At 72.3% G+C, this 26398-nt stretch carries 25 protein-coding genes; 3 read left to right on the top strand and 22 right to left on the bottom strand.

Annotated elements, in window-relative coordinates; translation table 11 throughout:
* Positions 1 to 3: 3 nt before the first annotated feature.
* The 6 genes from AC068B_RS39950 to AC068B_RS39925 are packed head-to-tail and all read right to left on the bottom strand — an operon-like array spanning position 4 to position 5313.
* Positions 4 to 744 (bottom strand): SDR family oxidoreductase, encoded by a 741-nt coding sequence (locus AC068B_RS39950; protein WP_478676377.1) that lies wholly within the window; start codon positions 742 to 744, stop codon positions 4 to 6.
* Positions 737 to 1258, bottom strand: a complete 522-nt coding sequence (locus AC068B_RS39945) for a cupin domain-containing protein (protein WP_478676376.1) — start codon at positions 1256 to 1258, stop codon at positions 737 to 739. Before AC068B_RS39945 ends, AC068B_RS39950 begins: the two co-directional genes overlap by 8 nt.
* Positions 1259 to 1261: 3 nt before the next feature.
* Positions 1262 to 2035: an alpha/beta fold hydrolase gene (locus tag AC068B_RS39940; protein ID WP_478676375.1), complete on the bottom strand. Its 774-nt coding sequence runs from the start codon at positions 2033 to 2035 to the stop codon at positions 1262 to 1264.
* 23 nt (positions 2036 to 2058) lie between these two features.
* Entirely contained in the window at positions 2059 to 2856 is a 798-nt protein-coding gene (locus AC068B_RS39935) for an aspartate dehydrogenase domain-containing protein (protein ID WP_478676374.1), read from the bottom strand.
* The gene (locus AC068B_RS39930; RefSeq protein WP_478676373.1) at positions 2853 to 3809 is read right to left on the bottom strand and encodes a VOC family protein; all 957 of its coding nucleotides are present in this window, start codon (positions 3807 to 3809) and stop codon (positions 2853 to 2855) included. Before AC068B_RS39930 ends, AC068B_RS39935 begins: the two co-directional genes overlap by 4 nt.
* Positions 3810 to 3825: 16 nt before the next feature.
* Positions 3826 to 5313 carry an aldehyde dehydrogenase family protein gene (locus AC068B_RS39925; RefSeq protein WP_478676372.1) on the bottom strand — a complete coding sequence of 496 codons (1488 nt, stop codon included), beginning with the start codon at positions 5311 to 5313 and terminating at the stop codon, positions 3826 to 3828.
* 285 nt (positions 5314 to 5598) lie between these two features.
* On the opposite strand from AC068B_RS39925, the gene AC068B_RS39920 reads away from it, so the two are divergent.
* On the top strand, positions 5599 to 7029 hold the full coding sequence (locus AC068B_RS39920; RefSeq protein WP_478676371.1) for an MFS transporter: 1431 nt from the start codon (positions 5599 to 5601) through the stop codon (positions 7027 to 7029).
* A gap of 48 nt (positions 7030 to 7077) precedes the next feature.
* Here the strand turns inward: AC068B_RS39920 and AC068B_RS39915 are convergent, their stop codons facing one another.
* From AC068B_RS39915 to AC068B_RS39880, 8 genes are read right to left on the bottom strand one after another with little or no spacing between them, the layout of a single operon-like run.
* Positions 7078 to 7839 carry a ferredoxin reductase gene (locus AC068B_RS39915; protein WP_478676370.1) on the bottom strand — a complete coding sequence of 254 codons (762 nt, stop codon included), beginning with the start codon at positions 7837 to 7839 and terminating at the stop codon, positions 7078 to 7080.
* The gene (locus AC068B_RS39910; protein ID WP_478676369.1) at positions 7832 to 8449 is read right to left on the bottom strand and encodes a sulfite oxidase-like oxidoreductase; all 618 of its coding nucleotides are present in this window, start codon (positions 8447 to 8449) and stop codon (positions 7832 to 7834) included. The genes AC068B_RS39915 and AC068B_RS39910 overlap by 8 nt, the downstream gene beginning before the upstream one ends.
* Entirely contained in the window at positions 8446 to 9828 is a 1383-nt protein-coding gene (locus AC068B_RS39905) for an amidohydrolase (RefSeq protein WP_478676368.1), read from the bottom strand. The genes AC068B_RS39910 and AC068B_RS39905 overlap by 4 nt, the downstream gene beginning before the upstream one ends.
* A 50-nt stretch (positions 9829 to 9878) precedes the next feature.
* The gene (locus tag AC068B_RS39900) at positions 9879 to 10640 is read right to left on the bottom strand and encodes a phosphorylase family protein (RefSeq protein ID WP_478676367.1); all 762 of its coding nucleotides are present in this window, start codon (positions 10638 to 10640) and stop codon (positions 9879 to 9881) included.
* Complete coding sequence (locus AC068B_RS39895) at positions 10637 to 11557, bottom strand: ABC transporter permease (RefSeq protein WP_478676366.1); 921 nt, start codon at positions 11555 to 11557, stop codon at positions 10637 to 10639. The genes AC068B_RS39900 and AC068B_RS39895 overlap by 4 nt, the downstream gene beginning before the upstream one ends.
* On the bottom strand, positions 11557 to 12639 hold the full coding sequence (locus AC068B_RS39890) for an ABC transporter permease (RefSeq protein ID WP_478676365.1): 1083 nt from the start codon (positions 12637 to 12639) through the stop codon (positions 11557 to 11559). The genes AC068B_RS39895 and AC068B_RS39890 overlap by 1 nt, the downstream gene beginning before the upstream one ends.
* A 1-nt stretch (position 12640) precedes the next feature.
* Positions 12641 to 14200, bottom strand: coding sequence for an ABC transporter ATP-binding protein (locus tag AC068B_RS39885; protein WP_478676364.1), 1560 nt, complete (start codon positions 14198 to 14200; stop codon positions 12641 to 12643).
* On the bottom strand, positions 14184 to 15221 hold the full coding sequence (locus AC068B_RS39880) for a BMP family ABC transporter substrate-binding protein (RefSeq protein WP_478676363.1): 1038 nt from the start codon (positions 15219 to 15221) through the stop codon (positions 14184 to 14186). Before AC068B_RS39880 ends, AC068B_RS39885 begins: the two co-directional genes overlap by 17 nt.
* Before the next feature lie 403 nt (positions 15222 to 15624).
* On the opposite strand from AC068B_RS39880, the gene mtnA reads away from it, so the two are divergent.
* Positions 15625 to 16671 (top strand): S-methyl-5-thioribose-1-phosphate isomerase, encoded by a 1047-nt coding sequence (mtnA, locus tag AC068B_RS39875; protein ID WP_478676362.1) that lies wholly within the window; start codon positions 15625 to 15627, stop codon positions 16669 to 16671.
* A 100-nt stretch (positions 16672 to 16771) separates the two neighbouring features.
* Here the strand turns inward: mtnA and mtnB are convergent, their stop codons facing one another.
* The 8 genes from mtnB to AC068B_RS39835 form a co-directional block, all read right to left on the bottom strand.
* Positions 16772 to 17383, bottom strand: a complete 612-nt coding sequence (gene mtnB, locus AC068B_RS39870) for a methylthioribulose 1-phosphate dehydratase (RefSeq protein WP_478676361.1) — start codon at positions 17381 to 17383, stop codon at positions 16772 to 16774.
* On the bottom strand, positions 17380 to 18108 hold the full coding sequence (gene mtnC, locus AC068B_RS39865; RefSeq protein WP_478676360.1) for an acireductone synthase: 729 nt from the start codon (positions 18106 to 18108) through the stop codon (positions 17380 to 17382). The genes mtnB and mtnC overlap by 4 nt, the downstream gene beginning before the upstream one ends.
* Positions 18105 to 18695 carry a 1,2-dihydroxy-3-keto-5-methylthiopentene dioxygenase gene (locus AC068B_RS39860; protein WP_478676359.1) on the bottom strand — a complete coding sequence of 197 codons (591 nt, stop codon included), beginning with the start codon at positions 18693 to 18695 and terminating at the stop codon, positions 18105 to 18107. The genes mtnC and AC068B_RS39860 overlap by 4 nt, the downstream gene beginning before the upstream one ends.
* 59 nt (positions 18696 to 18754) lie before the next feature.
* Positions 18755 to 19819: an LLM class flavin-dependent oxidoreductase gene (locus AC068B_RS39855; RefSeq protein WP_478676358.1), complete on the bottom strand. Its 1065-nt coding sequence runs from the start codon at positions 19817 to 19819 to the stop codon at positions 18755 to 18757.
* Between the two features lie 133 nt (positions 19820 to 19952).
* A complete protein-coding gene (locus AC068B_RS39850; protein ID WP_356258269.1) occupies positions 19953 to 21563 on the bottom strand; it encodes a glycerol-3-phosphate dehydrogenase/oxidase in 1611 nt (536 codons plus the stop codon).
* A 5-nt stretch (positions 21564 to 21568) separates the two neighbouring features.
* Positions 21569 to 23113, bottom strand: a complete 1545-nt coding sequence (gene glpK, locus AC068B_RS39845) for a glycerol kinase GlpK (protein ID WP_478676357.1) — start codon at positions 23111 to 23113, stop codon at positions 21569 to 21571.
* Between the two features lie 69 nt (positions 23114 to 23182).
* A complete protein-coding gene (locus tag AC068B_RS39840; protein ID WP_478676356.1) occupies positions 23183 to 23974 on the bottom strand; it encodes an MIP/aquaporin family protein in 792 nt (263 codons plus the stop codon).
* A 346-nt stretch (positions 23975 to 24320) separates the two neighbouring features.
* Positions 24321 to 25085 carry an IclR family transcriptional regulator gene (locus tag AC068B_RS39835; RefSeq protein ID WP_356258277.1) on the bottom strand — a complete coding sequence of 255 codons (765 nt, stop codon included), beginning with the start codon at positions 25083 to 25085 and terminating at the stop codon, positions 24321 to 24323.
* Positions 25086 to 25352: 267 nt separating this feature from the next.
* Here AC068B_RS39835 and AC068B_RS39830 point away from each other — a divergent pair.
* Positions 25353 to 26398 (top strand): homocysteine S-methyltransferase family protein (locus AC068B_RS39830; RefSeq protein ID WP_478676355.1); only part of this gene is annotated, 1046 nt, incomplete at its 3' end.

Genomic DNA, 26398 nt, shown 5'->3' with positions numbered 1-26398 from the left:
GGGTCAGTTCATGGTGAAGCCGCCGTTGACGGCGACCACCTGTCCGGTCAGATAGCGGGACTCCTCGGAGAGGAGGAAGGCGGCGAGGCCGACCAGGTCGTCGGGCCGCTGCGGACGCGCGATGGCCCGGTTGGCCCGGTAGAGGCCGTGCCGCTCGGCCGGGACCGTCTCGGTCGCCTCGCCCTCGGTGAGGCCAGGAGCCAGCGCGTTGACGGTGATGCCGCGCTCGCCCAGCTCCCGCGCCATGGCCCGGGTGAGGGCGATGACGGCGCCCTTCGACGCGATGTAGTGGGCGAGCCGGGGGGAGCCGTAGAGGGCCGCGTCCGACGCGATGTTCACGATGCGCCCGGTGGGCCCGAACAGCGGGTGCAGGACCTTCGCGACGAGCCAGGGGCCGCGTGCGTTGACCGCCATCAGCCGGTCCCACGCCGCGATGTCGATGTCCTGGAACTCCTTGCCGCCGACGCCGTTGGCGAGCGCCGCGTTGTTGACGAGGCCGTACAGCGGCCCCATCTCCCCTACGGCGTCGGCGAGTTCCGCCACCGACGCGGGGTCGGCGACGTCGCAGCGCACGAAGCGGGCGTCGAGCCCCTGTGCACACAGCTCCCGCGCCGCCCCCGCGCCGCGTGCGGCGTCCAGCTCGGCGACGACGACCCGGAAGCCGTCGGCACCCGCCCGGCGGGCCATGGCGAGACCCAGGCCACGGCCCGCCCCGGTGACCACGACCGTGCGTGGGTCAGCCACGGGTGACGCCGTGCATCGGCGAGTACTCCGGGTACGAGGGCACCTGCGGCTTCTGCGTGCCGATGACGACGCAGAACAGGGCGTCGGTGTCGCCCTCGTTCTTCAGGGAGCGGGTCACCCCGGCCGGGACGACGATCATGTCGCGGTAGCCGAGCGTGCGGTACTCGACCTCGTCCGGGCCCCGGTGCACGCCGACCCGGACCTCGCCCTCCAGGACGAAGAAGGCCTCCTCCACGTCGTGGTGGGTGTGGGCGGGACCTTCGGCGCCGGGCGGCAGCAGCATGTTGGAGAAGGTGAAGCCGCCGGAGGGGAGGATCCGGCTGTCGTCCTCGTGGTTGCCGGTGGCGCCGGACCCGACGTAGCGGATCTGGCCGCGGCGGTACTGCGGACCCGCCTTCTCCTGGAAGGAGAGGGTGTCGAAGTCCGCGACGCGCGAGTCCTTCGAGGCGATGAGGGAGTCGGTGTACCGGGCGAGGTCGCCGTTGTTGTCGTACTCGGTCGTGGTCAGAGGCATGGCTCAGAACTCCTGCTCGGGAAGGTGGGCGGTGATGCGGAGGTGGGAGAGCACCCAGGCGTTGAACCGCCCGGGCTGTTCCTGGTTGGCCAGGTGACCGGCGTCCTTGACGATCACGTAGGCCGTCTTGTGCAGGGCCCCGGCGAGGACTTGCGAGGCCTCGACGCCGGTGACCCGGTCCTGGTCGCCGCAGAGGACGAGGGAGGGGGCGCCGATGGCGGGGAGCTCGGGGCGCAGGTCGGCCGCGGCCATCGACTCGGCGGCGTACGCGTAGCCGGGCAGGCGCACGGAGGCGGCCATGGTGTCGACGACCCGGGCGACGAGCTCGGGCGGCGCGTCGGGGGAGACGAGCCGGGGGCCGCGCCGCTCGGCGAAGGCGCGGGGTCCGAGCTCGGCCAGCTCGGCGGCGCGCCGCCGCATGGCGTCGGCCTTCGCCGGGTCGGTCCCTGAGCCGGGGCCGGAGTCCGCGACGATCAGCGAGTCGACGAGGTCCGGATGGCGGGCGGCGAGCCGCAGCGCGATCACACCGCCCCACGAGACGCCGAGGACGTGCGCCGACGCGCCACGGGAGCGGATCACACCGGCCGCCGCGTCCGCGAACCCGTCCAGGTCCAACGGCCCTTCCGGATCGGGTGACTTGGCGTACCCCGGCGCATCCCAGGCAAGGACCCTCACCTGTCCGGAGAGGCCGTCGAGCTGGGGCGCGAACGCGGCCGACGAGGAGCCGATGCCGTGCAGGCACAGCAGCAGCGGACCGCTCGACCCCGCCTCCGCCATATGCACATCGGGAGCGCGGCCGGTCACAGGATCTGCCCCGTCCGCCCGGCCAGCGCCGCGAGCGAGCGCAGCACCGCGTACGGCACGACCTGGCTGGTCGCCGGGTTGCCGGGGTCCGGCAGATGGGCCACATCGAAGCGGTACGAGCCGTGCGCGCCGGACGCCTCGACGACGTGCCGCGTGTGGTGCGCCCCGGGGTCGGCGACGACCTGGACCCGCACAGCGTCCAGGTCGCCGACGGCGAGGGCGACCGAGGCCGCGACGTTCGTCGACTTGGGGAACTTCCCGGGGACGTCGCGGGCGGTGCCCGACATCACCTCGACCGGGCCGGTCGCCGTCCGCAGCCGGGTGAGCAACTCGGCGTCCATCCAGGGCTGTTCGAGCGTGCTCGGCAGCTTCGTGGTGGTCAGCCGCACCTCGTCGAGCGGGCCGAGAGAGCGTACGGCCTGCAGCAGGTCGAGGCCGCCGACCGCGCCGCCGGTGAAGTAGACCCGGCCGGGCCCAGCCGCAAGGAGTCGCTTGGACAGCTCCTCGTCGGTGAGCGCGCCCGTCGAGGCGATCAGCAGATCGGTCCCCGAGGTGAGGACGCGTTCGCCCCATTCCCGTACGACCCCCTGCCCCGCCGCCTCCACGATCAGCTCGCAGCGCTCCAGGGCCTCGTCGAAGGAGACCTGCGGCGCGGGCGCCGCCTCGCCGAGCGGGCGGTTGTCGACGACGCACGCCAACTCAGCGCCGGGGATGCGGTGTTCGATCAGCGCGGCGCCGACGACGCGGCCGATGGCGCCCCAGCCGACGAGCCCGACCTTCAGGGTCGCGTTCACGCGTGCACTCCTTCCGGCGAACCGGTCATGGGCGTATCGGTCATGGGCGTACCGGTCATGGGCTTACCGGCCATGTGGCAGCGGATTTCCTTCGACGGCGGTCCCGCCGTGCCCCACAGGTCGGACAGCTCGGGCACCCGCCGCCACACCTTGGCGATCCAGCGGTCCTCGACGACCTGGGCGACCTCGGAGGTGTACTCGCAGACGAGCCCGGTCGGATCGGTGAAGTACGAGAAGGTGTTGTTGCCGGGGCCGTGTCTGCCCGGACCCCACTGCGGGACGATCCCGTGGTGGCGCAGCCGCCCGAGCCCCCGCATGAAGTGGTCGATCGAACTCATCTCGTAGGCCACGTGGTTGAGGGAGACCCACTCGGCCTGGTTGAAGGCGACGCAGTGGTGGTCGGCGTTGCAGCGCAGGAACGCCATCTGGTGCTCGGACCAGTCGGAGACGCGCAGACCCAGCACATCGCGGTAGAAGGCGACGGAGGCGTCGATGTCGGTGGTGTTGAGGACGGCGTGCGTGACGCCCACGGGCACCGCGCCGTCCCGGCCGCGCGGCGCGACCGCCCAGGTGTCGGCGGAGAGCTCGACGGTGCGGCCCTCGTGGTCGGCGAAGCGCAGGCCGTAGCCGCCGCCGACCTGGTCGAGCGGGCCTGGCCCGGCCATCGGGGTGATGCCGCGCGCTTCGAGGCGGCGGGCTGCCTCGTCGACCTCCGCGGGGGTGCCGACGGCGAAGGAGAGGCGGCCGAGTCCTGTCCGGTCGGACCGGGTGAGCTGGAGGGCGTGGTGCTCGTCGCCGGTGCCGCGCAGCCAGCTCGCGCTGTGCTCGGCCTCGACGACCTCCAGGCCCCAGGCGTCCTCGTAGAAGTCGGCGGCCTGGGCGAAGGAGGGCGTGAGCAGCTCGACGGAGCGCAGGGCGCGCAGCCGGGCTATCGGGGGGTGGGGAGGGGACATCAGGTGCTCCAGAAGGTCATTCGGCCCAGGGCAGCGGGGTGTCGGAGGTGCCCCAGTACAGGGACTTCTGGCGCTGGTAGGAGCGGATGCCGTCGCGGCCCTTCTCCCGGCCGAGGCCGCTGTCCTTCATGCCGCCGAAGGGGGTGGAGATGCTGAACTGCTTGTACGTGTTGATCCAGACGGTGCCCGCCGCCACGCGGCGCGCGATCCGCCACGCGGCCCGGTGGTCGCGGGTCCAGATGCCGCAGGCCAGGCCGTACACGGAGGAGTCGGCCTGCCGCACGAGGTCGTCCTCGTCGTCGAAGGGCAGGGCGACCAGGACAGGACCGAAGATCTCCTCCTGGCAGGTCCGCGAGGAGTTCGGCAGGCCGTCCAGGACGGTGGGCAGGTAGTACGCGCCGTCGGCGTAGGCGGGCCCTTCGGGCGCGGCGCCGCCGCACAGCACGCGGGCGCCTTCCTCGCGGGCGAGGTCGACGTGCCGGGCGACAGCGTCCCGGTGCTCGTGGTGGACGAGCGGCGCCACCTGTGTGTCGGGGGCCGTGCCGGGGCCGACGCGCAACTTGCGTACGCGTTCCACGAGTTCGCCGACGAACTCCGCGTAGAGCTCGCGCGCCACGAACAGCCGGGACCCGGCGATGCAGGACTGGCCGCTGGAGGAGAACACCCCGAACATCACCCCGGCCAGGGCCTGTTCGACGTCCGCGTCGGCGCGGACGATCGTCGGCGACTTGCCGCCGAGCTCCAGCGAGACCGGCATCAGCTTGTCGGCGGCGGCGTGCGCGAGGGTCCGCCCCGTCGTGGTGCCGCCGGTGAAGGTGACCTTGCCGACGCGCGGGTGCCGCACGATGGCGTCGCCGACGATGCCGCCGCGGCCGGGCAGGACGGACAACAGGGCGGCGGGCAGGCCGAGTTCGTCGAGTGCCCGGCCGATCAGGCGGCCGAGCGCCAGGGAGACGAGTGGGGTCCACTCGGCGGGCTTGAGGAGGACGGCGTTGCCACCGGCGAGCGCGGGGGCGAGCTTCTGCGCGTCGCTGGCGACGGGGGAGTTCCAGGGGTTGATCGCGCCGACGACGCCGATCGGCTCGTACACGCTCATCGTCACGTAGTCGCCGCGCGAGGGGGTGAGCGACTCCTCGGCGGTCTCCAGGGCGGCCGCCGTGTAGCGGAACGTCCCGGCGGCGCTGGCCACCAGGGCGCGGGTCTCGGTGAGCGCCTTGCCGGTGTCGGCGGTCTGCAGCGCGGCCAGGTGCTCGGCGTTGTCGTCGATCAACGCGGCCACCCGGTGCAGGAGCCGGGCGCGCTGGTGCGGCAGCAGGCGCCGCCAGCGTGGGTCGGCGACTGCGCGGGCCGCCGCCTCGGCCGCCTCGGCGACCTCCTCGACGGTGACGGCGTGCACGGTGGCGAGCTCGCGGCCGGTGGCCGGGTCGACGGTCCGGGCCGGGGCGCCCGCGCCGCGCCGCCACTGGCCCGCGATGAGCGCTGCGTCTTCGGGGATCCGGGGCATGCGGGTGCCCTCCTTGCGGAGCGGGGGAGTTGAGGGGGTGTGCCTGGCCGAATTGGGCAAGCGCTAGAAATCTAAGGGCTTAAATATCTCGGGCGCAAGACCCCATCGATGAGCGGCTGTCGACGATTTCCCTGTACAGACCCTTGACGCGGTCCTGAGTGCGGGCGATACAACTTAAGCGCTAAGAGACTTTGCGCTGATGCGCCTCTCCGCTCGGCTCAAAAGACACCCCCCGCTCGCCCCCGCTCCTCCCCACCCCCGCCCCCTCAGCAGCGGAGTACCCGCATGACGATCGACGCCTCCCCGGACCGCACACCGGACGGCCCCGTCGGGGCCGCACGTGCCCTCATCGCCGCCCGCTTCGAACGGCTCCCCCTGTGCCGCTGGCACGTCACCGTCCGGCTCATCGTGGGCGCCGTCACCTTCTTCGAGGCCTTCGACCAGCTCCTGATCGCCTACGCCCTGCCCGAGCTGCGCGACGAGTGGCACCTCTCCACCTCCCGGGCGACCCTGCTGCTCACCGTCGGCTCGATCGGCATGCTGGTCGGCGCCCTGCTCTCCGGCCGCCTCGCCGACCGCATCGGCCGGGTGCGGGTCATCGCGCTGTGCGTCGCCGTCTCCAGCGTCGCCAACCTCGCCCTGGCCGCGTCCCCCACGCCCGACCTCTTCATGGCCCTGCGCTTCGTCCAGGGCCTCGCGATCGGCGGCGAGGTCCCGGTCGCCGCCACGTTCATCGCCGAGATCACCCGCAGCCACCGGCGCGGCCGCTTCGTGCTGCTCTACGAGCTCGTCTTCCCCGCGGGGCTCACCGTGGGCGCGCTGGTCGCGGCGTGGGTGGTGCCGGTCCTCGGCTGGCGCTGGATGTACGTCCTCGCCGCGCTGCCCGGCGTCCTGTGCGTCGTCGTCCAGCGCAAGGTGCCCGAGTCGCCGCGCTGGCTCGCCGACCACGGCAGGACGGACGAGGCCGCCGCGGTGATGGACGGCATCGAGGCGGAAGTCGAGCGGGTCACGGGGAAGCGGCTGCCACCCGTCGGCTCAGACACCGACACGGTCCCGGAGCCCGCCGAGGTGTCGGGGGAACGGCACGCCGAGGCGGCCGCGACCGGTCTGCGCGGCCTGTTCACCGGCCGCTACCGCCGCCGCACCCTCGTCATCGGCGTCCTCTGGTTCACCGGCTACTTCGTCAACTACGGCATCACGTCCTGGCTCCCGACGATCTACCAGAAGCGCTACGACCTGTCCCTCTCGGACGCGCTCCTCTACTCCACCGTCACGTCCTGCGCGGGCCTGCTCGGCTGCCTCGTCGCCGCGCTCACCGTCGACCGGGCCGGGCGCAGGCGCGTCATCACCGGCTGTCTGGGCGGCGCGGCGGCGATGCTGCTCGTGCTCGCCTTCCTCGGCGCCCGCACACCGCTGGAGGTCCTGGCCTGGACGTCCCTCGCGGCGGTCTTCTTCTTCGGCTCCAACATCTGCCTGTACCTGTACACGCCGGAGCTGTTCCCGACCCGCATGCGGGCCCTGGGCAGCAGTGTGGGCGGCGCCATGAACCGGCTCGGCGTGATCCTCGGCCCGATCGTGGTCGGCGCGGTCTACGCGGGCGGCAGCGTCACACCCGTCTTCGTGACGCTCGGGGCGGTCGCCGTCGTGGGCGCCGTCGTCGCGGGGCTCGGCGCGGAGGAGACGGCGGGGCGGCGCCTGGAGGAGGTCTCCCCCTGACACCTGACACCTGACACCTGACGCCTCACGCCGCCCCGCCCCGTGCGGTCAGCCGAAGCGTTCGATCCGGATCCGGTCCACCGGCTGGCCGCCCGCCACCAGAAGCCGCGACGCGTGCTCGGCGAACCCGTTCGAGCCGCAGATGTACGCCTCCCAGCCGCCCTCCGGCTGCCCCGCCCCGCTGAGGAAGGGCGCCAGATGGTCGGCGTTCAGCCGGCCCTCGGAGCGGGTCAGGACGACGGTGGTCTCCTCGGCGTACTCGTCCGCGTAGATCACATCCGCGGGCGTGCGCGCCGAGACGACGAGCCGCACCGGCACGTCGAGCCCCGCGAGGCGGTGGTGGCGGACCATCGCCATCAGCGGCACCACGCCCGAGCCCGCCCCGAGCAGCAGTGCGGGACGGTCGCCCGGCCAGGCGAAGAAGCCGGACAGCGGCCCGCGCACCTCGACCGTGTCGCCGACCTGCGCCACGGTGTGCAGGTGCCCCGACACCTCGCCGCCCGGTACGTGGTCGAGGGTCAGCTCGATCTCGCCGCTGCCGTCGGGCGCGGAGGCGATCGAGTAGTGCCGCTGGGCGACATAGCCGTCTTCGGCGGTGAGCCGCAGCATCAGGTGCTGGCCCGGCAGGTGCCCCTGCCAGTCCGGCACCTTCAGGCGGAACGTCGAGACGATCGGGGTCTCGCGGCGGATCTCCACGACGGTCGCCCGCTGCCACACCGCCGCGGAGCGGTTGCTCACCGCGATGCGGCCGGGCACGGCGAACGCCGTCGGCGGCACGAAGCGCCCCTGGGGGGTCTGTGGATCAGTCACCGGCGTAACGCTCCTCGGCCCACGGGTCGCCCCGGTGGTGGTAGCCGTTCTGCTCCCAGAAACCGGGCTCGTCGCGGTCGGAGAGCCGCAGCCCCGCCACCCACTTGGCGCTCTTCCAGAAGTACAGGTGGGGGACGATCAGCCGGGCCGGGCCGCCGTGCTCGGGGGGCAGCGGCCCGTCGCCGTACTCCCAGACGATCCACGCCCTGCCGCCCGTCACGTCGGACAGCGGGAGGTTCGTGGTGTAGCCGGTGTGCGAGTACGCCACAACGTGCGTCGCCTTGGGGAGCGGGCGGGCCGCGGCAAGGAACGTGTCCAGGCTCACCCCGCCGAACCGCACCCCGAACTTGGACCAGCTCGTCACGCAGTGGATGTCGCCCCGGTACTCGGACGCGGGCAGCGCGTGCGCCTCGTCCCAGGTCCAGGTGTGCGGGGCCGCGACGAGACCGTCGACGCGGAACGTCCAGTCGGCGGCGGCCAGCCGCGGCGTGACCTCGGCGGACAGGACAGGCCAGCCGTCCCGGGCGTCGTACTGCCCCGGGGGCAGCCGCGGGTCGCGGTCGGCGGCGCGGGCGCGGCCGGTGAAGCCGCGGGTGGGTTCGAACGTCATGCGGTGGGTGCCACTTCGGGGGTCGTTTCCGGTGTTGCCGCTGCGGAGGTCGTCGCAGCGTCCTGCAAGGCGCGCAGGACGCTCTGCTCGTCGAGGGTGAGCAGGGTCCGGTCGCGCATCAGGACACGGCCGTCCACCACAGTGTCCCGGACGTCGGCGGCCGACGCGGCGTACGCGAGCGTCGACCACGGGTCGTGCCGGGGCATGAGGTGCGGCCGGTCCAGGTCGAGGACGATCAGGTCGGCCTGCTTGCCGGTCTCCAGCGAGCCGAGCCGGTCGCCGAGCCCCAGCGCACGCGCCGACTCGATGGTCGCCATCCGCACGGCCTGCTCGGCGCCGACCGCCGTCGGGTCGCCGCCCGCCTTGTGCACCAGCGCCGCGATCTTCACCGCGCCGAGCAGGTCGAGGGTGTTGGAGGAGACCGCGCCGTCCGTGCCGAGGCCGACCGTGACACCCGCGTCCAGGAGCTCGGGCACGCGCGCGATGCCGCAGCCCAGCTTGAGGTTGGAGACCGGGCAGTGCGCCACCGGCGTGCCGGTGCGGGCCAGGGTCGCGATCTCGGCGTCCGTGAGGTCGACGGCGTGCGCGAGCAGCGTGTCGGGACCGAGCACACCGAGCGAGTCGAGCAGCTCCACGGGGCGCATGCCGTGCTGCTCGACGACGGTCGCCACCTCGGCCGCGTTCTCGGCGGCGTGGATGTGCAGCAGCGCGCCGTGCTCCCGGGCAAGCGCGGTGATCTCCGTGAGCTGCGCGGGGTTCAGGGTGTACGCGGAGTGCGCGCAGACGACCGGGCGGGTGCCCAGCGCGGGAACGTACGCCTTGAGGTGCGCGGTCGCCCAGCCGAGCCGCTCCTCGTACGGCCTGCCGTCCGGCGGGCCCGGCACGTCCATGAACGTCGGCCCGGTCAGCAGCCGCCACCCGGCGTCGCGGGCCGCGTCCTCGGCCGCCTCGTGGAACCAGTACATGTCGAGCGCGGTCGTGACCCCGCCCCGTACGGACTCCGCGATGGCGGCCCGCATCGCGGTGGTCACCGTGTCCGGCGAGAGGATCTCGGCCTCGCGCGGGACGACCCGGGCCAGGAAGCCCTGGAGGGTGACGTCGTCCGCGATGCCGCGCATCAGGTTCATCGACAGGTGCGTGTGCGTGTTGATCAGGCCGGGCAGCACGAGGCAGCCGCGCGCGTCGATCTCCTCGGCCGCCTCGTAGGCGGCGCGCAGCCGGTCCGCGGGACCCACCTCGACGACCCGGCCCCCGCGCACGGCGACCGCGCCGTCCGGCACGACGGTGCCCGCGGCGTCGACGGTCAGCACGTCGCCGCCGTGCACGAGCAGATCTATGGAGCCGCCGCGGTCCTGGGCAGGCAGGTCAGTGGGGTGCATCGGTTCCGTTCTCCCTGGTCGCCACGGTTCTTGCTGGTCGCTACGGTCGTTCAGCGCTCGGTGGAGGCCAGCAGGCGCAGCGCGTCCAAGGTTATCCGGGCGCCCCGGTCGACCCCGTCGGCGACCACGTCGCGGTGCGGGTCGTACCCGCCGGTGGCCTCCTTGTCGACGAGCTCGTCGGCGTTCGCGCCGTCCACGACCAGGGCGCCGCCCGCGGTCAGGCCGTGCGTCGAGGCGAAGACGTAGAGCGCCGAGAGCTCCATCTCGATGGCGGCGATCCCGGCGGCCGCGTACGCCTCGCCGGGCAGCGGCAGGAAGCCCGGCTGGAACGCGGCCCGCGTCCACACCACACCGCGGTGGTACGGGGCGTCGGCCGCCCGCGCCGCGCGCTGCAGGGCGAGCACCGCCTCGGGGGCCGAGAACGCCGGGTACTCGGCGGGGATCAGCTGCTGGGTCACGCCGTCGTCGCGCACCGCCGCGTCCGCGATGACGAGGTCGCCGTCGTGGATGCCGGGACGGATCGCGCCCGCCGTGCCGAGCCGGAGGATCGTGGTGACCCCCGCCTCGGCGAGCTCCTGGAAGAGGAGGATCGCGCCGGGCGCCCCGACGCCGTGCGAGGCGACGACGACGGGCGTGCCCTGCCAGGTGCCGGTGAAGGTGCGGTACTCGCGGTGGTACGACACCTCCTTCGCGTCGGCAAGGAGATCGGCGACGGCGGCCGCCCGGCCCGGGTCGCCGACGACGACCGCCTGCGCGGGCAGGCCGGTGCGGGGGACACGGGTGATGGGCAGCGCGTCGGAGAGCGACGTCATGTGGATGCTCCTACCAGGGACTTGGGATGCTTTCGGCGCCTGCGGCGCGCCGTGGACAGGAAGAGGGCGACCAGGGTCACCACGTAGGGGGCGGCGTCGGTGGCCTGCTGCGGCAGCCCGTTGCCCTGCAGCCGGAACCCGACGGCCTCCGCGACGCCGAAGAGCAGCCCGGCGAGCAGCACCCCGAGGGGCCGCGCCCGGCCCAGCAGCACGGCGACCACGGCGATCCAGCCGCGCCCCGCCGTCATGTTCTCCGAGAACAACGTGACGTTGCCGAGCGCGAGTTGGGCGCCCGCCAGGCCGCAGAGCAGTCCGCCGGTGAGGACGGCGGCGTACTGGTACTTCGCCGGGCTCACCCCGAGCGTCGCCGCCGCGTCCGGCGCCTCGCCGACCCCGCGCAGCCGCAGCCCCCACGGGTGCCGGGCGAGGAACACGGCGGCGACGGCGACCGCCGCCCAGGAGACGTACACGAGCGGCGAGTGCCCGGACAGCACGGGGCCGACGAAGGGCAGGTCCCCGAGGCCGGGCAGGTCGACGGTGGCGAGACCCGCGAGGTCCGGGTCGGAGAACGTGCCCTGCACGCCGAAGACCGTACGCAGCAGGAACCCCGTGAGGCCTACCGCGAGGAGGTTGAGCGCGACACCGAGGACGACGGCGTCGCCCCGCAGACTGATGGTCCCCACGGCGAGGATCATCGCGTACGCGGCGGCCGACAGGGCCGCGAACAGGACACCCAGCCAGGCGCTCCCGGTGAACCAGCTGCCCGCGACCGCACCGAAGCAGCCGATGAGCATCATGCCTTCGAGGCCGATGTTGAACACGCCCGCCCGCTCGCACACCGCGCCGCCGAGCGCGGCGAGCAGGATCGGGGTGAGGGCGAGGAGCGCCGAGTGGAACAGCGCGGAGTCGACGGACATCAGAGGTCCCCCTCGGGGCGTGCGGGCTTCTTGGCGCGCCGCCAGGTGACTTGCAGGCGCGCGGCCAGGAAGACGATGACGACGGCCTGCAGCACCTGCGTCAGCTCGCGCGGCACCTCCGTGGCCCGCTCCATCGCGAGCCCGCCGACGTCGAGCGCGGCGAAGAACAACGCGGCGACCGCGGTGCCCACGGGTGCGGCAGAGGCGAGGAGCGCGGCCGTCAGACCGGTCCACGTGTGCCCGGCGGCCGTCAGCGAACCGTCGATGAAGCGGTACGGGAAACTGAGCACGCCGATCGCGCCGACCAGCCCGGCGACGCCTCCGGAGACCGCCATCAGGCGCAGCGTGAGCCGGGGCCTGTCGACGCCCGCGTACGCGGCGAAGCGCGGATTGAGGCCCGTCATGCGGATCTCGTATCCGGTGGCGGTCCTGGCGTCGGCGAAGACGAAGACGCCCGCGGCGATCACCACGAGCACGAGCCCCACGGTGACCGTCGACGAACCGAAGGCGGGCAGCTCCACGCCCGCCGGGAGCCGCCGGGTCTGCGGCAGGCTCGACCCCTCCTCCTTCAGCGGGAACCGCGCGAGGTAGGAGGCGAAGGACATCGCCGGATAGCTCAGCAGCAGACTGCTCACCAGCAGCGGTACGCCGAACCGGTTCTGGCAGACCGCGGCGAGCGCGGCATAGGCGGCGCCCGCCAGCATCCCGGCGAACAGCGCGGCGACCACCGCGAGCGGCGCGGGCAGCGGCACGTACAACCCGGTGGCAGCGGCGGCGATCCCGCCGAGCACCAGCTGTCCGTCGCCGCCCAGGTTCAGCAGCCCCGCCCGCATCGGGATCGCGAGCGCGACGGCGAGGCCCAGGATGCTCGTCCCGGTGGTCAGCGTCGACCCGATCCCGTCGGGCCCGAGCGAGCCGCTGACGACGGACCCGTACGCGCCGAGCGGCTCGGCGCCCGTCCCGACGAGGAACAGCGCCCCGACGAGCACGGCGGCGACGACGGAGTGCAGGGCGGAGGAACGGAGGAACCGCCGGACGGGGGAGTGCGCCTCGGACCGGCGGGAGAGGCTCTCGACGGCCATGTCAGGGGGCCTCCTTGAGGGGGACGGACGGGACGGTTGCCTCGGTGGGTGATGCGGGTTTCGGCGCTCCGCCCGCCATCGCGAGCCCCAGCGTCGGCTCGTCCGCCTCCTCGCGGGTGAACTCCGCCGCTATCTCGCCCTCGTACATCACGAGGACCCGGTCCGAGAGGCCGCGGATCTCGCTGAGTTCGGCGGAGACGAGCAGGATCGCGTGGCCCGCGTCGCGGTGGGCGACCAGGTGGTCGTGGATCGTCTGGACGGCGCCGATGTCCACGCCGCGGGTCGGCTGCTCGACGATCAGCAGGGGCGACTCGTGGGCCAGCTCGCGGCCGATCACGAGCTTCTGCAGATTGCCGCCGGAGAGCGAGCCCGCCGGATGCCCCGACGACGCCGCCTTGATGCCGAAGCGTTCGACGAGCACGCGCGCGTGCTCGCGGAGCCAGCCGGGGCGCAGCAGGCCGTGCCCCCGGTGGTGGCCCATGGCGAGGTTCTCCGCGACCGTCGCCGTCGGCGCGGTGCCGACCGCGGTGCGGTCCTCGGGGACGTACGCGAGGCCCGCCGCGCGGCGCCCCGCGGCCGATGCGTCGGTGACGTCCTGCCCGGCGAGCGTGACCCGGCCCGCCGCGGTGGGCCGCAACCCGGCGATCGCCTCCACCAGTTCGGACTGGCCGTTGCCCGCGACCCCCGCGATGCCGACGATCTCCCCGGCGCGGACGGTGAGCGACACATCGCGCACCCCGCCCGCCGTCAGACCGTCGACCGAGAGCACGGCGCCGCCGGGCGAGCCCGCCGGATGCACCCGGTCCAGCTCCACCGCACGGCCCGTCATGGCCGCCGCGATGCCGTCCGCGCTCGTGTCGGCGGTCCGCATGCGCGCCGCGACCCGCCCGTCCCGCAACACGGTCACCGTGTCGCTGCCCTCCATGACCTCACGCAACTTGTGCGTGACCAGGACGACGGTGCGGCCCTCGTCGGCGAGGGAGCGGAGCACCCCGAAGAGCGCGTCCGCCTCCGCGGGCGTCAGCACGGCCGTCGGCTCGTCCAGGATGAGCGTCCGGGCGCCCCGGTACAGGAGCTTGAGGATCTCCACGCGCTGGCGCACGCCCACCGGCAGGTCGCCGACCTCGGCCGACGGATCGACGGCAAGACCGTGCTCCTCGGCGAGCGCGGCCACCCGCCGCACCGCCGCCGCCCGGTCCGTGAGACCGAAACGGCGCGGTTCGGCCGCGTACACGACGTTCTCGGCGACCGTGAAGGAGGGGAACAGCTTGAAGCTCTGGTGCACCATGCCGAGGCCCGCGGCGATCGCCTCGCTCGGGCGCGCGAAGGACACCTCGCGCCCGTCGAGCAGGATCTGCCCTGCGTCCGGGCGCAGCAGCCCGTACAGGACGGACATCAGCGTCGACTTGCCCGCGCCGTTCTCGCCCATCAGGGCGTGGATCTCACCGCGCCGGACGGTCAGGTCCACCCGGTCGTTGGCGAGGGTGCCGGGAAACTCCTTGGTGATGCCCCGCAGTTCGACGGCGAAGGGGGCATCCGCCGCCTCAGGCCGCGGGGTCATCGACGGTCAGCTTTCCGGCGGCGATGTCGTCGCGCAGCTTCTTCACGCGGGCCAGCACGTCGTCGTTGTCCGGCTCGGCGATCAGGCACTTGGAGTCGGCGAGCCCCGGCTCCAGGCCGGTCAGCGACATGCCGCCCTCCTTGAGGCCGTACGACACGGTGGTGCCGCCCTTGCCGTCGAGGATCTGCCCGATGCCCTTCTCCACGGCGACGTCGGTCTTCTTCAGGACGTTGTCGACGACCTCACCGGGGCTGGTCAGGCACTGGTTGGCGTCGACGCCGTACGCCTGGAAGCCCTTGCCGTGTGCGGACTTCCCCGCCTTCGCCGCCTGGAAGACACCCGTGTTGCCCGCCGCCGCGGCCGCCATCACCTGGTCGACGCCGCCCGACGCGAGCGTCGCCGCCTGGTCCTTGGCGCGCGCCGCGTCATTGAACGGCGACTGGCCGCCGACGAACAGCGTCCGGGACCGCACACCGGGCTTCACCTTCTTCGCGCCCGCCGCGAAGGGCTCGCTGTACCGCCGGAACTGCGGGGTGTCGAGCACGTCGACCGCCCCGACCTTCTTGCTCCTGGTGAGCAGCCCGGCCTCGGCACCGGCGAGGAAGACGGCCTCGTGCTCGCGGAACACGGCACAAGTGACGTTCTTGTACGTCTTCTTGGTGCACGCGTCGACGAGCAGGAACTGCTGCTTGGGGTGGGCCTCGGCCTGCTGCGCCACGATGTCCGCGAACTCGAAGCCGACGAGCGCGACCACGTCGGGAGCGGAGTCCACGGCCGATGCGACGTTCTGCTGCCGCGAGTCGGTGTCGCTGCTCTGGAAGACCTTCTGCGAGCCGTCGTGCGCCTTCGCCGCCGCCTTCACCCCGGTGACGGCGAGCTTGAGGAACTCGTTCTGGGCGACGGGGTCGGGGGTGACGAGCGTGAACGACGTGCCGCTTCCCCCGTCACCGTTCTTTCCCGAATCCCCGTTCTTGGCGGCGGCGTTGCAGCCGGTGGCCAGGAGAACGGCACCGACGGTCACGGCGGTGAGTCGCAGGGACGTGTGCCTACGCAGAGACAGCAGAGGCAACTGGGACAACTGGGACACGGCATCGCCTTCGTGGAAGGTGCCCGGGAACGGCCCGGACAGTGACAGGAGACTCGTACGAGGGTGCGAGCGGCGTCGCTCAGCGGCAACAGCGGCGACAGCGCATTCGGCGGCCGCAGGACACGGCGGGGCAGCACATCGCGTCGGCTTTCGCGGCCATGGCTGTCCTCCTCGCACCGTGGATCGGATCGATCTGTCCTGGGTGGCGGCGAGGGTAGCACCGGATTTCGGACAGCCGTACGGTCGTCTCGAAATGTGGTTCGAGCACGTCAGGTACGGTGACGGCACCCCTCCTCCCATGGCCGGAATCGCCCCCCTTCATTCGGAGTTGACCCCCATGAACAGCCAGGAACTGCGCGCCGTGACGTGGACGGCAGCCGCGGAGGACGGCACCCCGTCCGTCTCCCTCATCGACCAGACGGTGCTCCCGCACGCCCTGGAACGACTGGACGTCACGACCGTCGACGGCCTCGTCGACGCGATCGTCCGGCTCGTCGTCCGTGGCGCCCCGGCGATCGGGGCGGCCGGTGGATACGGGGTCGCGCTCGCCCTGGCACAGGCCGCGCGCGAGGGCTGGGACCGCGCCCGCCTGGACGCCGAGGTCGACCGGATCCGTGCGGCCAGGCCCACCGCCGTGAACCTCATGGTGGGCGTGGACCGCGTGCGGCCACTCATCGACAAGGGCATGACCGCGGTCCTCGCCGAGGCGGACGCGATCGTCCAGGAGGACCTCGCGGCCAACCACGCGATGGGCGCGCACGGCGCCGACTGGCTCCTCGACCGCGTGGCCCCCGGCACGGACCGCCCGCTGCGCATCCTCACCCACTGCAACACCGGAGCCCTCGCCACGGCGGGCTGGGGCACGGCACTCGGCGTCATCCGCGAACTGCACGCCAGGGGGCGCCTGGAGACGGTGTACGCCGACGAGACGCGCCCCCTGCTCCAGGGGGCCCGCCTGACGGCCTGGGAGCTCGCCCAGGAGGGCATACCGCACTACGTGCAGGTGGACGGCGCGGCGGCGGGCACGATCCTGCGGGGCGAGGTCGACGCGGCGATCGTCGGCGCGGACCGTGTCGCCGCGAACGGCGACACCGCCAACAAGGTCGGCACGGTCGCCGTGGCACTCGCCTGCGCGCACGCGGGCATCCCCTTCATAGTGGCGGCCCCGACCACCACGGTTGACCTCGCGACGGCCTCGGGCGACGACATCCACATCGAACTCCGGTCCGAGGACGAGGTGCTTGAGTGGGCGGGCGTCCGCACGGCGCCCGCGGCCTCGCGCGGCCACAACCCCGCGTTCGACGTGACGCCGGGCTCCCTGGTGACCGCGCTGGTCACGGAGCGGGGCGTGCTGGAGGTGGCGGCGGGGAAGCTGCCGGGATGACGAATCCCAGCCCCTCCGGCGTTTGAGGAGGGGGGTCCGGGGCGGAGCCCCGGTTTCGGGAAGGGGCGGGATCGGGGAAGAAACCGCCGGAGGCAAGACCTCAGCCCCGCGCCGCCGCCAGCTCCAGCAGCCACTCCACCACTTCGGCCCGGTGGCGCGCCTCACGAGGATCCGCACCCCAGACGTAGATCCCGTGCCCGGCCACGACCACCGCGGGCATCCCCGGCTGCAGCGCGGCCTCCAGCCGCTCCCCGAGCTCCCCCATGTCCTGGCTGTTCGCGATGACCGGGAGCGTCACCGACACCTCGTGCGTCGGATGCCCGAGCCCCTTCAGCATCTCCAGGCCCTCGAAGGGAATCCCGCCGGGGGAGCGCTGCCCCATGACCACCGACGCCACCGTGTGCACGTGCACCACCGCGCCCGCGCCGGTGAGCCGCACCACGCGCGCGTGCAGGGCGGCTTCGGCGGAGGGGCGCCCGGGTCCGACCGCCGCGCCATCGCCGTCCGTCAGCACCACGTCGGACGATGTCAGTTCGCCCTTGTCCCGGCCGCTCGCGGTGACCGCAAGACGCAGCGGGTCCCGCGAAAGGACCAGGGACAGGTTCCCCGACGTGCCCCGCATCCACCCGAACGACGCGAACCGCGCCGCCTCCGCGGCCAGCACGGCTCCCGCCTCCTCCAGCTCCAGGGCTGCGGCGGTGGTCTCGGTCATGAACTGCTCCTAGCGGCAAGGGTGATCTCGGAGAAGGCGGAGGCCTGCGGGTGGTCGCCGAAGTCGGCATCGGCGTACGGCTCCCCGGCCCGGCGCACCCCGACCGCACGCCAGCCCGCGGCCCGCGCCGCGTCCAGCTCGCCGGGCCGGTCCGAGAGGAAGAGCAGCCGCCCGGGGTCGACCCCGGTGGCCGCGGCGATGGCACGGTAGGAGTCGGCCTCCTGCTTGGGGCCCGCGTTCTCCGTGTCGTACAGGCCGCTGACCAGCCCCAGCAGATCGCCCTCCGCGGAGTACGTGAACCACGCGCGCTGGGCGGACACCGAACCGGACGAGTACACGTACAGCCGCACCCCGTCCGCGTGCCAACGCCGCAGGACCGGGATGACGTCCGGGTAGAAGTGCGAGACGAGCTCGCCGCGCGCGAAGCCCTCCGCCCAGAGGATGCCCTGGAGCGTCTTGAGGGGAGTCGCCTTGCGGTCGGCGTCGACCCACTCGCCGAGGACCTTCTCCACCCGCGCCGCGTCGGCGTCCGGCTCACCGATCTCCGCCCGCACCTGCGCGACGGACCGCGCCACCTCCGGCTCATCGCCCCGCGAGGCGAGCAGCTCGCCGAACCGCTCGCGGGCGTACGGGTACAGCACGTCCACCACGAACCCCGTGGCGCTCGTGGTGCCCTCGATGTCGAGCACCACGGCGTCCACGGCAGCCAGGCCGTTCTCCGTCACGCGGCGTACCCCGCGTGGATCTCGTCGAAGTCGGGGAAGCGGTCCGCGATCGGGCTGCCCGTGAAGGTGCCGATCCAGCCGTCCTCCTCGTGGAAGAAGCGGATCGCCGTGAACGCCGGGGACGTCCCCATGTCGAACCAGTGCGTGGTGCCGCGCGGCACCCCGAGCAGGTCGCCCTTCTCGCAGTACACGGCGTGCACCTCGCCCGCCACGTGGAGGTAGAAGATCCCGGCGCCCGCGACGAAGAAGCGCACCTCGTCATCGTCGTCGTGCGTGTGCTCGGCCAGGAACTTCTGCCGGGCGGCCCGCGCCTTCCCGGCCCACTCGGGGTCGTCGCCGGCCGGCGGGTGCAGCGCCACCACGTCGACGGTCCGGAAGCCCTCTTCGGCGTTGAGCTTGTCGATCTCCGTGCGGTACGCGGCGAAGACCGTGTCGCTGTCGGCGTCGGCCGGTACGTCCTCGCGCACCGGCCACTGCTCGTAACGTACGCCGACCGGAGCGAGCGCGGCGGCGATCTCAGCCGGGTCCGATGTGCGGCGCACGACGGTCCCGGGGCCGGACTCCGGCCAGGTCGTGAGGAGGGTCATGGATCACTCCAGGGCAGGTCAGGGCAGTTCTTCGGATCGTAGTCCGCGTTGTTGGCGCGTCACAGGGTGTCCCACAGCGTGGACGGCGCCGCCCTGCGCACCACCGGCGCGATCTCCTCCGCGAACCGCTGCAGCGTCTCGGTCTGCTCGCCCCGCGAGAGTCCGAAGCCGTCCACCGAGACGGACTGCAGGTCGTGCCCGTACACCTCGTGGTAGCCGAGGATCTTGTCGATGATCTGCTGCGGCGAGCCGATCAGCTGGGGCCCGTCCGCGATGGCGTCCTCGATGGTGCGGAACGGTGTGTTGTAGCCCGCCCTGCCCGCCAGATCGGGCCGGAACGTCTGGGCGACCTTCGCCTCGTACAGCTCCTTGTAGCGCGACACCGCCTGCTCGGCGCTGTCCGCGATGAGCAGCCCGCCGGAGCCCGCCGCCACGTGCGCGCGGGCCGGGTCGTGCCCGTACGCCTCGAACCGCTCGCGGTAGTGGCCGATGAGCGAGGCGTACGCCGAACGCGGCTGGATGGCGTTGGCGGTGAAGAGCGGGTCGCCGTGCTTGGCCGCGAGTTCGGGGGAGTTGAGGGAGGTCGCCGAACCGTGCCAGACGCGCGGCGCCCCCGCGTAGGGGCGCGGCACCGTCGTGACGTTCTTCAACGACGGCCTGAACTCGCCCTCCCAGTCGACGTTCTCCTCGTCCCACAGCCTGCGCAGCAGCTCGTACTTCTCGCGCTGCAGGTCCCACTGCCGGGACTCGTCGAGCCCGAACAGGTCGAAGTGCCCGGCTTCCGCGCCCTTGCCGACGACGAGTTCGACGCGGCCGCGCGAGATCTGGTCGAGCGTCGCGTAGTCCTCGGCGACCCGCACGGGGTCGAGGATCGCGACGACGGTGACGCCGGTGAGGAGCCTGATCCGGGAGGTGCGCGCGGCGAGGGCGCCCAGCACGACGGTCGGGCTGGAGGACAGGAAGGCGCCCGCGTGCCGCTCGCCCACGGCGTACGCGTCGTAGCCGAGCCGCTCCGCCGTCACACCGACCTCGATGACGTCCTCGAACCGTTCGGCGGGGGAGGGGAGTTCACCGGTGAGGGGGTGCGGCGCGTGGGAGATGAGGGAGAGCACCTGAAACTTCATGCCTCAACAGTGCGCGCCGAACGTTGCGGTGCTGTGGCGGCGGTGTGGCATGCGCGGAGGCATGAGTAAGGGGCGACCGCCCATGGCGATCGCCCCTTACCGACCCTCTACCGGCTCTCTACGGAGGAGTCCGTCAGGCCTTCTTGCCCAGCAGGTCCTCGACCTTGCCGCGGATCTCGTCCGTGGCCAGGCCGCGGATCGTCAGCGTGGTGCGGCGGCGCAGCACGTCGTCCGCGGTCTCGGCCCACTCGTTGTCGCGGGCGTAGACGACCTGGGCCCAGATCTCCGGGGCGTCCGGGTGGACGCGCTCGGCGAGCTCCGGGTTCTCGTTCGCCAGCCGGGCGATGTCGAAGGAGAGCGAGCCGTAGTGCGTCGCCAGGTGCTGGGCGGTGTCGGCGGCCATGCGCGGGCCGGGCGCCGGGCCGTCCACCAGGAGGCGGTGGGCGACGGCGCGCGGGTTCGCGATGCCGGGCAGCGGCAGCTTCTTCGGCAGCGAGGAGATCGGCTCGTAGTCGTCGCCCAGCGGGTGGCCCGGCAGCGACTCCAGCTTCTTCATGATCGTCCGGCCGATGTGGCGGAACGTCGTCCACTTGCCGCCCGCCACCGAAAGCATGCCCGCGGCGCCCTCGGTGACGACCGTCTCGCGCTTGGCCTTCGAGGTGTCGCCGGGGCCGCCGGGCAGCACCCGCAGACCCGCGAAGGAGTACGTGATCAGGTCCCGCGACAGCTGCTGGTCGCGGATGGAGAACGCGGCCTCGTCCAGGATCTGCGCGGTGTCGGACTCCGTGACGCGCACGTCCGCCGGGTCGCCCTCGAACTCCTCGTCCGTGGTGCCGAGCAGCAGCATGTCCTCCCAGGGGAGGGCGAAGGTGATGCGGTACTTGTCGATCGGGGTCGCCAGCGCGGCCTTCCAGGGGGCGGTGCGCTTGAGGACCAGGTGCGCGCCCTTGGAGAGGCGGATGGAGGGCGCCGCGTCCGGGTTCTCCATCTTGCGCAGGTGGTCGACCCAGGGTCCGGTCGCGTTCAGGACCAGGCGGGCGTTGACGCCGAACTCGTCGCCGCTGGTGCGGTCCTTGAGCTCCGCGCCCGTGACCCGGCCCTTGGTGAAGCGCAGACCGGTGACCTCGGCGTGGTTGAGGACGGCGGCACCGGCCTCGACGGCCGCGCGGACCGTCATCAGGGCCATGCGGGCGTCGTTCATCTGGTCGTCGCCGTAGACCGCGACGGCCTTCAGGTTGTCCGTGCGCAGCTCCGGCACGTCCTGCGCGGCCTTCGACGGCGAGAGGAGGTGGCCGACGCCGTCGCCGAACGCGGACAGCGCCGAGTAGGCGAAGACGCCCGCGCCCAGCTTGGCCGCGCCGTGCGGGCCGCCCTTGTAGACCGGCAGGTAGAAGGTGAGCGGGTTCGCCAGGTGGGGGGCCACCTGACGGGACACCGCGCGACGCTCGAAGTGGTTCTCCGCGACCAGCTTCACCGCGCCGGTCTGCAGGTAGCGCAGACCGCCGTGGAGGAGCTTGGAGGAGGCGGAGGAGGTGGCGCCGGCGAAGTCACCGGCGTCCACCAGGGCCACCCGCAGTCCCGACTGCGCGGCATGCCAGGCGGTGGAGATGCCCAGGATCCCGCCGCCGATCACCAGGAGGTCGTACGTCGCCTTGGAAAGCTGCTCCCGGGTCTCGGCGCGGCTCTGGTTGGAACCGGCAGCCGGATGCGTCCCGAGGGCAGGGACGCTCTGCAGGGTGGTCATGTGTCTTACTCCTCGCCACTCTCGTCGAGCCAACCCATCGACCGCTCGACGGCCTTGAGCCAGCTCTTGTACTCACGGTCGCGGGTGCCCGCGTCCATGTGGGGGGTCCACTCCGCGGCCCGGCGCCAGTTGGCGCGCAGCTCGTCGGTCGAGGACCAGAAGCCGACGGCGAGACCGGCGGCGTAGGCGGCACCGAGGCAGGTCGTCTCGGCCACCATCGGGCGCACCACGGGCGCGTCGAGGAAGTCCGAGAGGGTCTGCATCAGCAGGTTGTTGGAGGTCATGCCGCCGTCGACCTTGAGCGCAGCGAGCTCGACGCCGGAGTCCTTCGTCATGGCGTCGGTGATCTCGCGGGTCTGCCAGGCCGTGGCCTCCAGGACGGCGCGCGCGATGTGCGCCTTGGTGACGTACCGGGTCAGACCGGCGATCACACCGCGGGCGTCGGAACGCCAGTACGGGGCGAACAGGCCGGAGAAGGCCGGTACGAAGTAGGCGCCGCCGTTGTCCTCGACCGACGACGCGAGCGTCTCGATCTCGGCGGCGGAGTTGATCAGGCCCATCTGGTCGCGCATCCACTGCACCAGCGAACCGGTGACGGCGATGGAGCCTTCCAGGGCGTAGACCGGCTTCTGGTCGCCGATCTGGTAGCCGACCGTGGTCAGCAGCCCGGAGTACGAGTTGATGGCCTTGTCACCGGTGTTCATCAGCATGAAGGTGCCGGTGCCGTACGTGGACTTGGCCTCGCCCTCGTCGAAGCAGGTCTGGCCGAAGAGGGCCGCCTGCTGGTCGCCGAGCGCGGAGGCGACGGGGATGCCGCCGAGCAGGTCGCCGAGCGGACCGCCGGTGACCTCGCCGTACACCTCGGCGGAGGAGCGGATCTCCGGGAGCATCGCCATCGGGACGCCGATGGACTCGCAGATCTTCTCGTCCCACTGCATGCTGTGCAGGTTCATCAGCATGGTGCGGGAGGCGTTGGTGACGTCGGTGACGTGCTTGCCGCCGTCGACTCCGCCGGTCAGGTTCCAGATGACCCAGGAGTCCATGGTGCCGAAGACGATGTCGCCCGCCTCGGCGCGCTCGCGCAGGCCCTCGACGTTGTCGAGCAGCCAGCGGGCCTTCGGGCCCGCGAAGTACGAGGCCAGCGGGAGGCCGGTCTCGCGGCGGAAGCGGTCCTGGCCGACGTTGCGCCCGAGCTCCTTGCAGAGCGCGTCGGTGCGGGTGTCCTGCCAGACGATGGCGTTGTGCACCGGCTCGCCGGTGTTCTTGTCCCAGAGCAGCGTGGTCTCACGCTGGTTGGTGATGCCGATCGCCTTGATGTCGTCGCGGGTGATCCCGGCCTTGGAGATGGCGGAGGCGACGACTTCCTGGACGTTGGTCCAGATCTCGGTCGCGTCGTGCTCGACCCATCCCGGCTTCGGGAAGATCTGCTCGTGCTCCTTCTGGTCGACGGAGACGATCCGGCCGTCCTTGTCGAAGACGATGCAGCGGCTCGAGGTCGTGCCCTGGTCGATGGCCGCGATGAAGGGGCCTGCGGTGTGTGCGTCGGTCACGGTGTGCTCCAGAAATTCTTGGCTGTCGGTCTCAGACGGCTGGGTCGGTCGGCGGTCGCTGTCGCGGTTCTACTTGAACGCGACGTTGTAGAGACCGCCTGCGATGGCGCCGCCGATCAGCGGACCCACGATCGGAACCCAGGCGTACGACCAGTCCGAGCTGCCCTTGTTCGGCAGCGGGAGCACGGAGTGGATGATGCGGGGACCGAGGTCACGGACCGGGTTGATCGCGTAGCCCGTGGGACCACCGAGCGAGAGGCCGATGCTCACCACGACGAGCGCGGTGATCAGCGCGCCGAGGGTGCCGAGGCCGTTGCCGCCGTCGTTGAGGCCCTGCGTGAGGATGGCGAGGACCAGGACGGTGGTGGCGATGATCTCCGTGAGCACGTTCTGGACGTAGTTACGGATCTCGGGGCCGGTCGAGAACACGCCGAGCACCGGACCGGCCGAGGGGGCGGCCTTCTGGTCGACCATGCCCTCTTCCGCGGGCTGCGCCGCGAGGATCTCGGGGTCGGTCAGGTGGGCCTTGAACTGGCCCATGTAGGTGACCCACACCAGAACGGCGCCGATCATCGCGCCCAGCAGCTGCGAACCGAGGTAGATCGGAACGTCGCTCCACTTGGTGCCGCCCTCGACGGCGAGACCGAGCGTGACCGCCGGGTTGAGGTGGGCGCCGGAGACGCCACCCGCGAGGTAGGCGCCGGTGAGAACGGCGAAGCCCCACCCGAAGGTGATCGCGAGCCAGCCGGCGTCCTTGGCCTTTGAGCGCTTGAGCGTGACGGCGGCGCACACGCCACCGCCGAGCAGGATGAGCACGGCGGTACCGATGGTCTCGCCGATGAAGATGTCGGAGCTGGACACCCGCGACTCCTTTGTCCTTCGTCCAGGGAAAGGCGAACCCCGGGTCCCTCCGGTGGTCCGCGACCTCAGGTGAGGTCGTTGCCGGCCCTGGCCTTGTCACACTCTAGCGCGTAATGCCGTTAGGTGTTCGACAATGCCGACCGGTGGACGCGAGTCTCGCTCCGGGGTTACTCACTCGTCAAGAGTTCTGTTATTGAAAACACGATCGTTATTGATCGTTTCGACCTATCGGCCTTGCCTGCCTGCCCCGGGCCCGGATGCGTCCACTGATCGTCGCGCGGATGCGTGCCACCTGCACGTCGGGGCGCCTGCGGAACAATCCGCACGGGCGCCCGGGCCTGCGGGGTCAGAACCGCCCGGCGCCCAGATCCCGGGACACGGCACGCGCACAGTCCCGCACCGCGGCGATCAGCTCGGGCCGCAGCTCCCCGTCCCTGCAGACGCGCTCCACGGCGCCCGTGACGCCGACCGCGCCGACCGGCATCCGCCGCCGGTCGTGGATGGGGGCGGCGACGGAGGCGATGCCCTCCCAGGTCTCCTCGACGTCCGCCGCGTACCCGCGCGCGCGGGTCAGGTCGAGGACGCCCTCGAAGTCGTCGGGGTCGGTCACGGTGTGCACGGTGAAGGTCTTGCGCTCGACCTCGACCGCTTCGTTGTGCGCGACCGGGTCGTAGGCGGAGAGGACCTTGCCCAGCGCCGTGGAGTGCAGCGGCTGCATGGCCCCCACCTCCAGGACCTGGCGGCTGTCGTCGGGCCGGAAGACGTGATGGACGATGAGCACGCCCTGCTGGTGCAGGACGCCGAGGTGGACGCTCTCGCCGCTGGAACGGGCCAGGTCGTCGGTCCACACCAGGGCGCGGGCCCGCAGCTCGTGGACGTCCAGATAGCTGTTGCCGAGGCGTAGCAGCTCGGCGCCCAGCTGATAGCGGCCCGACGCGGGCTCCTGCTCCACGAAGCCCTCGGCCTGCAGGGTGCGCAGGATGCCGTGCGCCGTACCCTTGGCGAGGTCGAGGGCGGAGGCGATCTCCGAGAGGCCGAGCCGTCGCTCGCCGCCGGCGAGCAGCCGCAGCATCGCCGCGGCCCTTTCGAGCGACTGGATGTTGCGTGCCATCGCAGCCCCGACCTCCGTCCCCTTGCTCCAACCCGACGTTCGACAATGCTGAACACTATCGGTCGTTGTCGACCTCTCGCTAATGCATGGACGGCCCGTGTCGCCCGCACGGCTGGTCCCGGGCATCGGATCCGGCCAAGCCCGTCCGGCCCGTCCGTCCCGTGGACTACTTCACAACGGGACCATGGTCCCGGCTACCCTGGCCGGGTGCGCCCTCCAACCAGAGAGCGCAAAGCCGACAGCCGTCGCACTCCAGGGAGCTCTTTCATGGCCTCGTCGCCTACCCCGTCGTCGCAGCCCACGCCTGTTTCGTCCGAGAGCAGGACCCGAGCCGACGCCCTCCGCGAGGCCCTCGCCACCCGGGTGGTGGTGGCCGACGGCGCGATGGGCACCATGCTCCAGGCCCAGGACCCCACCCTGGAGGACTTCCAGCAGCTCGAGGGCTGCAACGAGATCCTGAACGTCACCCGCCCCGACATCGTCCGCTCCGTGCACGAGGAGTATTTCGCGGTCGGTGTGGACTGCGTGGAGACCAACACTTTCGGCGCGAACTTTGCGGCGCTGACCGAGTACGACATCGCGGACCGGAACTTCGAGCTGTCCGAGGCGGGCGTCCGCATCGCCCGCGAGGTCGCCGACGAGTTCACCGCCTCCACCGGCCAGCAGCGCTGGGTCCTCGGCTCGATGGGGCCCGGCACCAAGCTGCCGACGCTCGGCCACGCCCCGTACAACGTCCTGCGCGACGCCTACCAGACGAACGCCGAGGGCATGATCGCCGGCGGCGCCGACGCACTCCTGGTGGAGACCACCCAGGACCTGCTGCAGACCAAGGCCTCGATCCTCGGCGCCCGCCGCGCCCTGGACGCCACCGGCGCCAACCTCCCGCTGATCTGCTCGGTCACCGTCGAGACGACCGGCACCATGCTCCTGGGCTCCGAGATCGGCGCCGCGCTCACCGCCCTGGAGCCGCTGGGCATCGACATGATCGGCCTGAACTGCGCCACGGGCCCGGCCGAGATGAGCGAGCACCTGCGCTATCTCGCCCGCCACTCCCGCATCCCGATCTCCTGCATGCCCAACGCGGGCCTGCCGGTCCTCGGCAAGGACGGCGCCCACTACCCCCTGACGGCCTCCGAGCTGGCCGACGCGCAGGAGAACTTCGTGCGCGACTACGGCCTGTCGCTGGTGGGCGGCTGCTGCGGCACCACGCCGGAGCATCTGCGTCAGGTCGTCGAGCGGGTCCGGGGTGTGGAGACGCCCGCGCGTACGCCGCGGCCGGAGCCGGGGGCCGCCTCGCTCTACCAGACGGTGCC

It is taken from the genome of Streptomyces sp. NPDC042371, from assembly GCF_056437465.1.
This window is presented reverse-complemented; position numbering and strand designations above follow the sequence as displayed.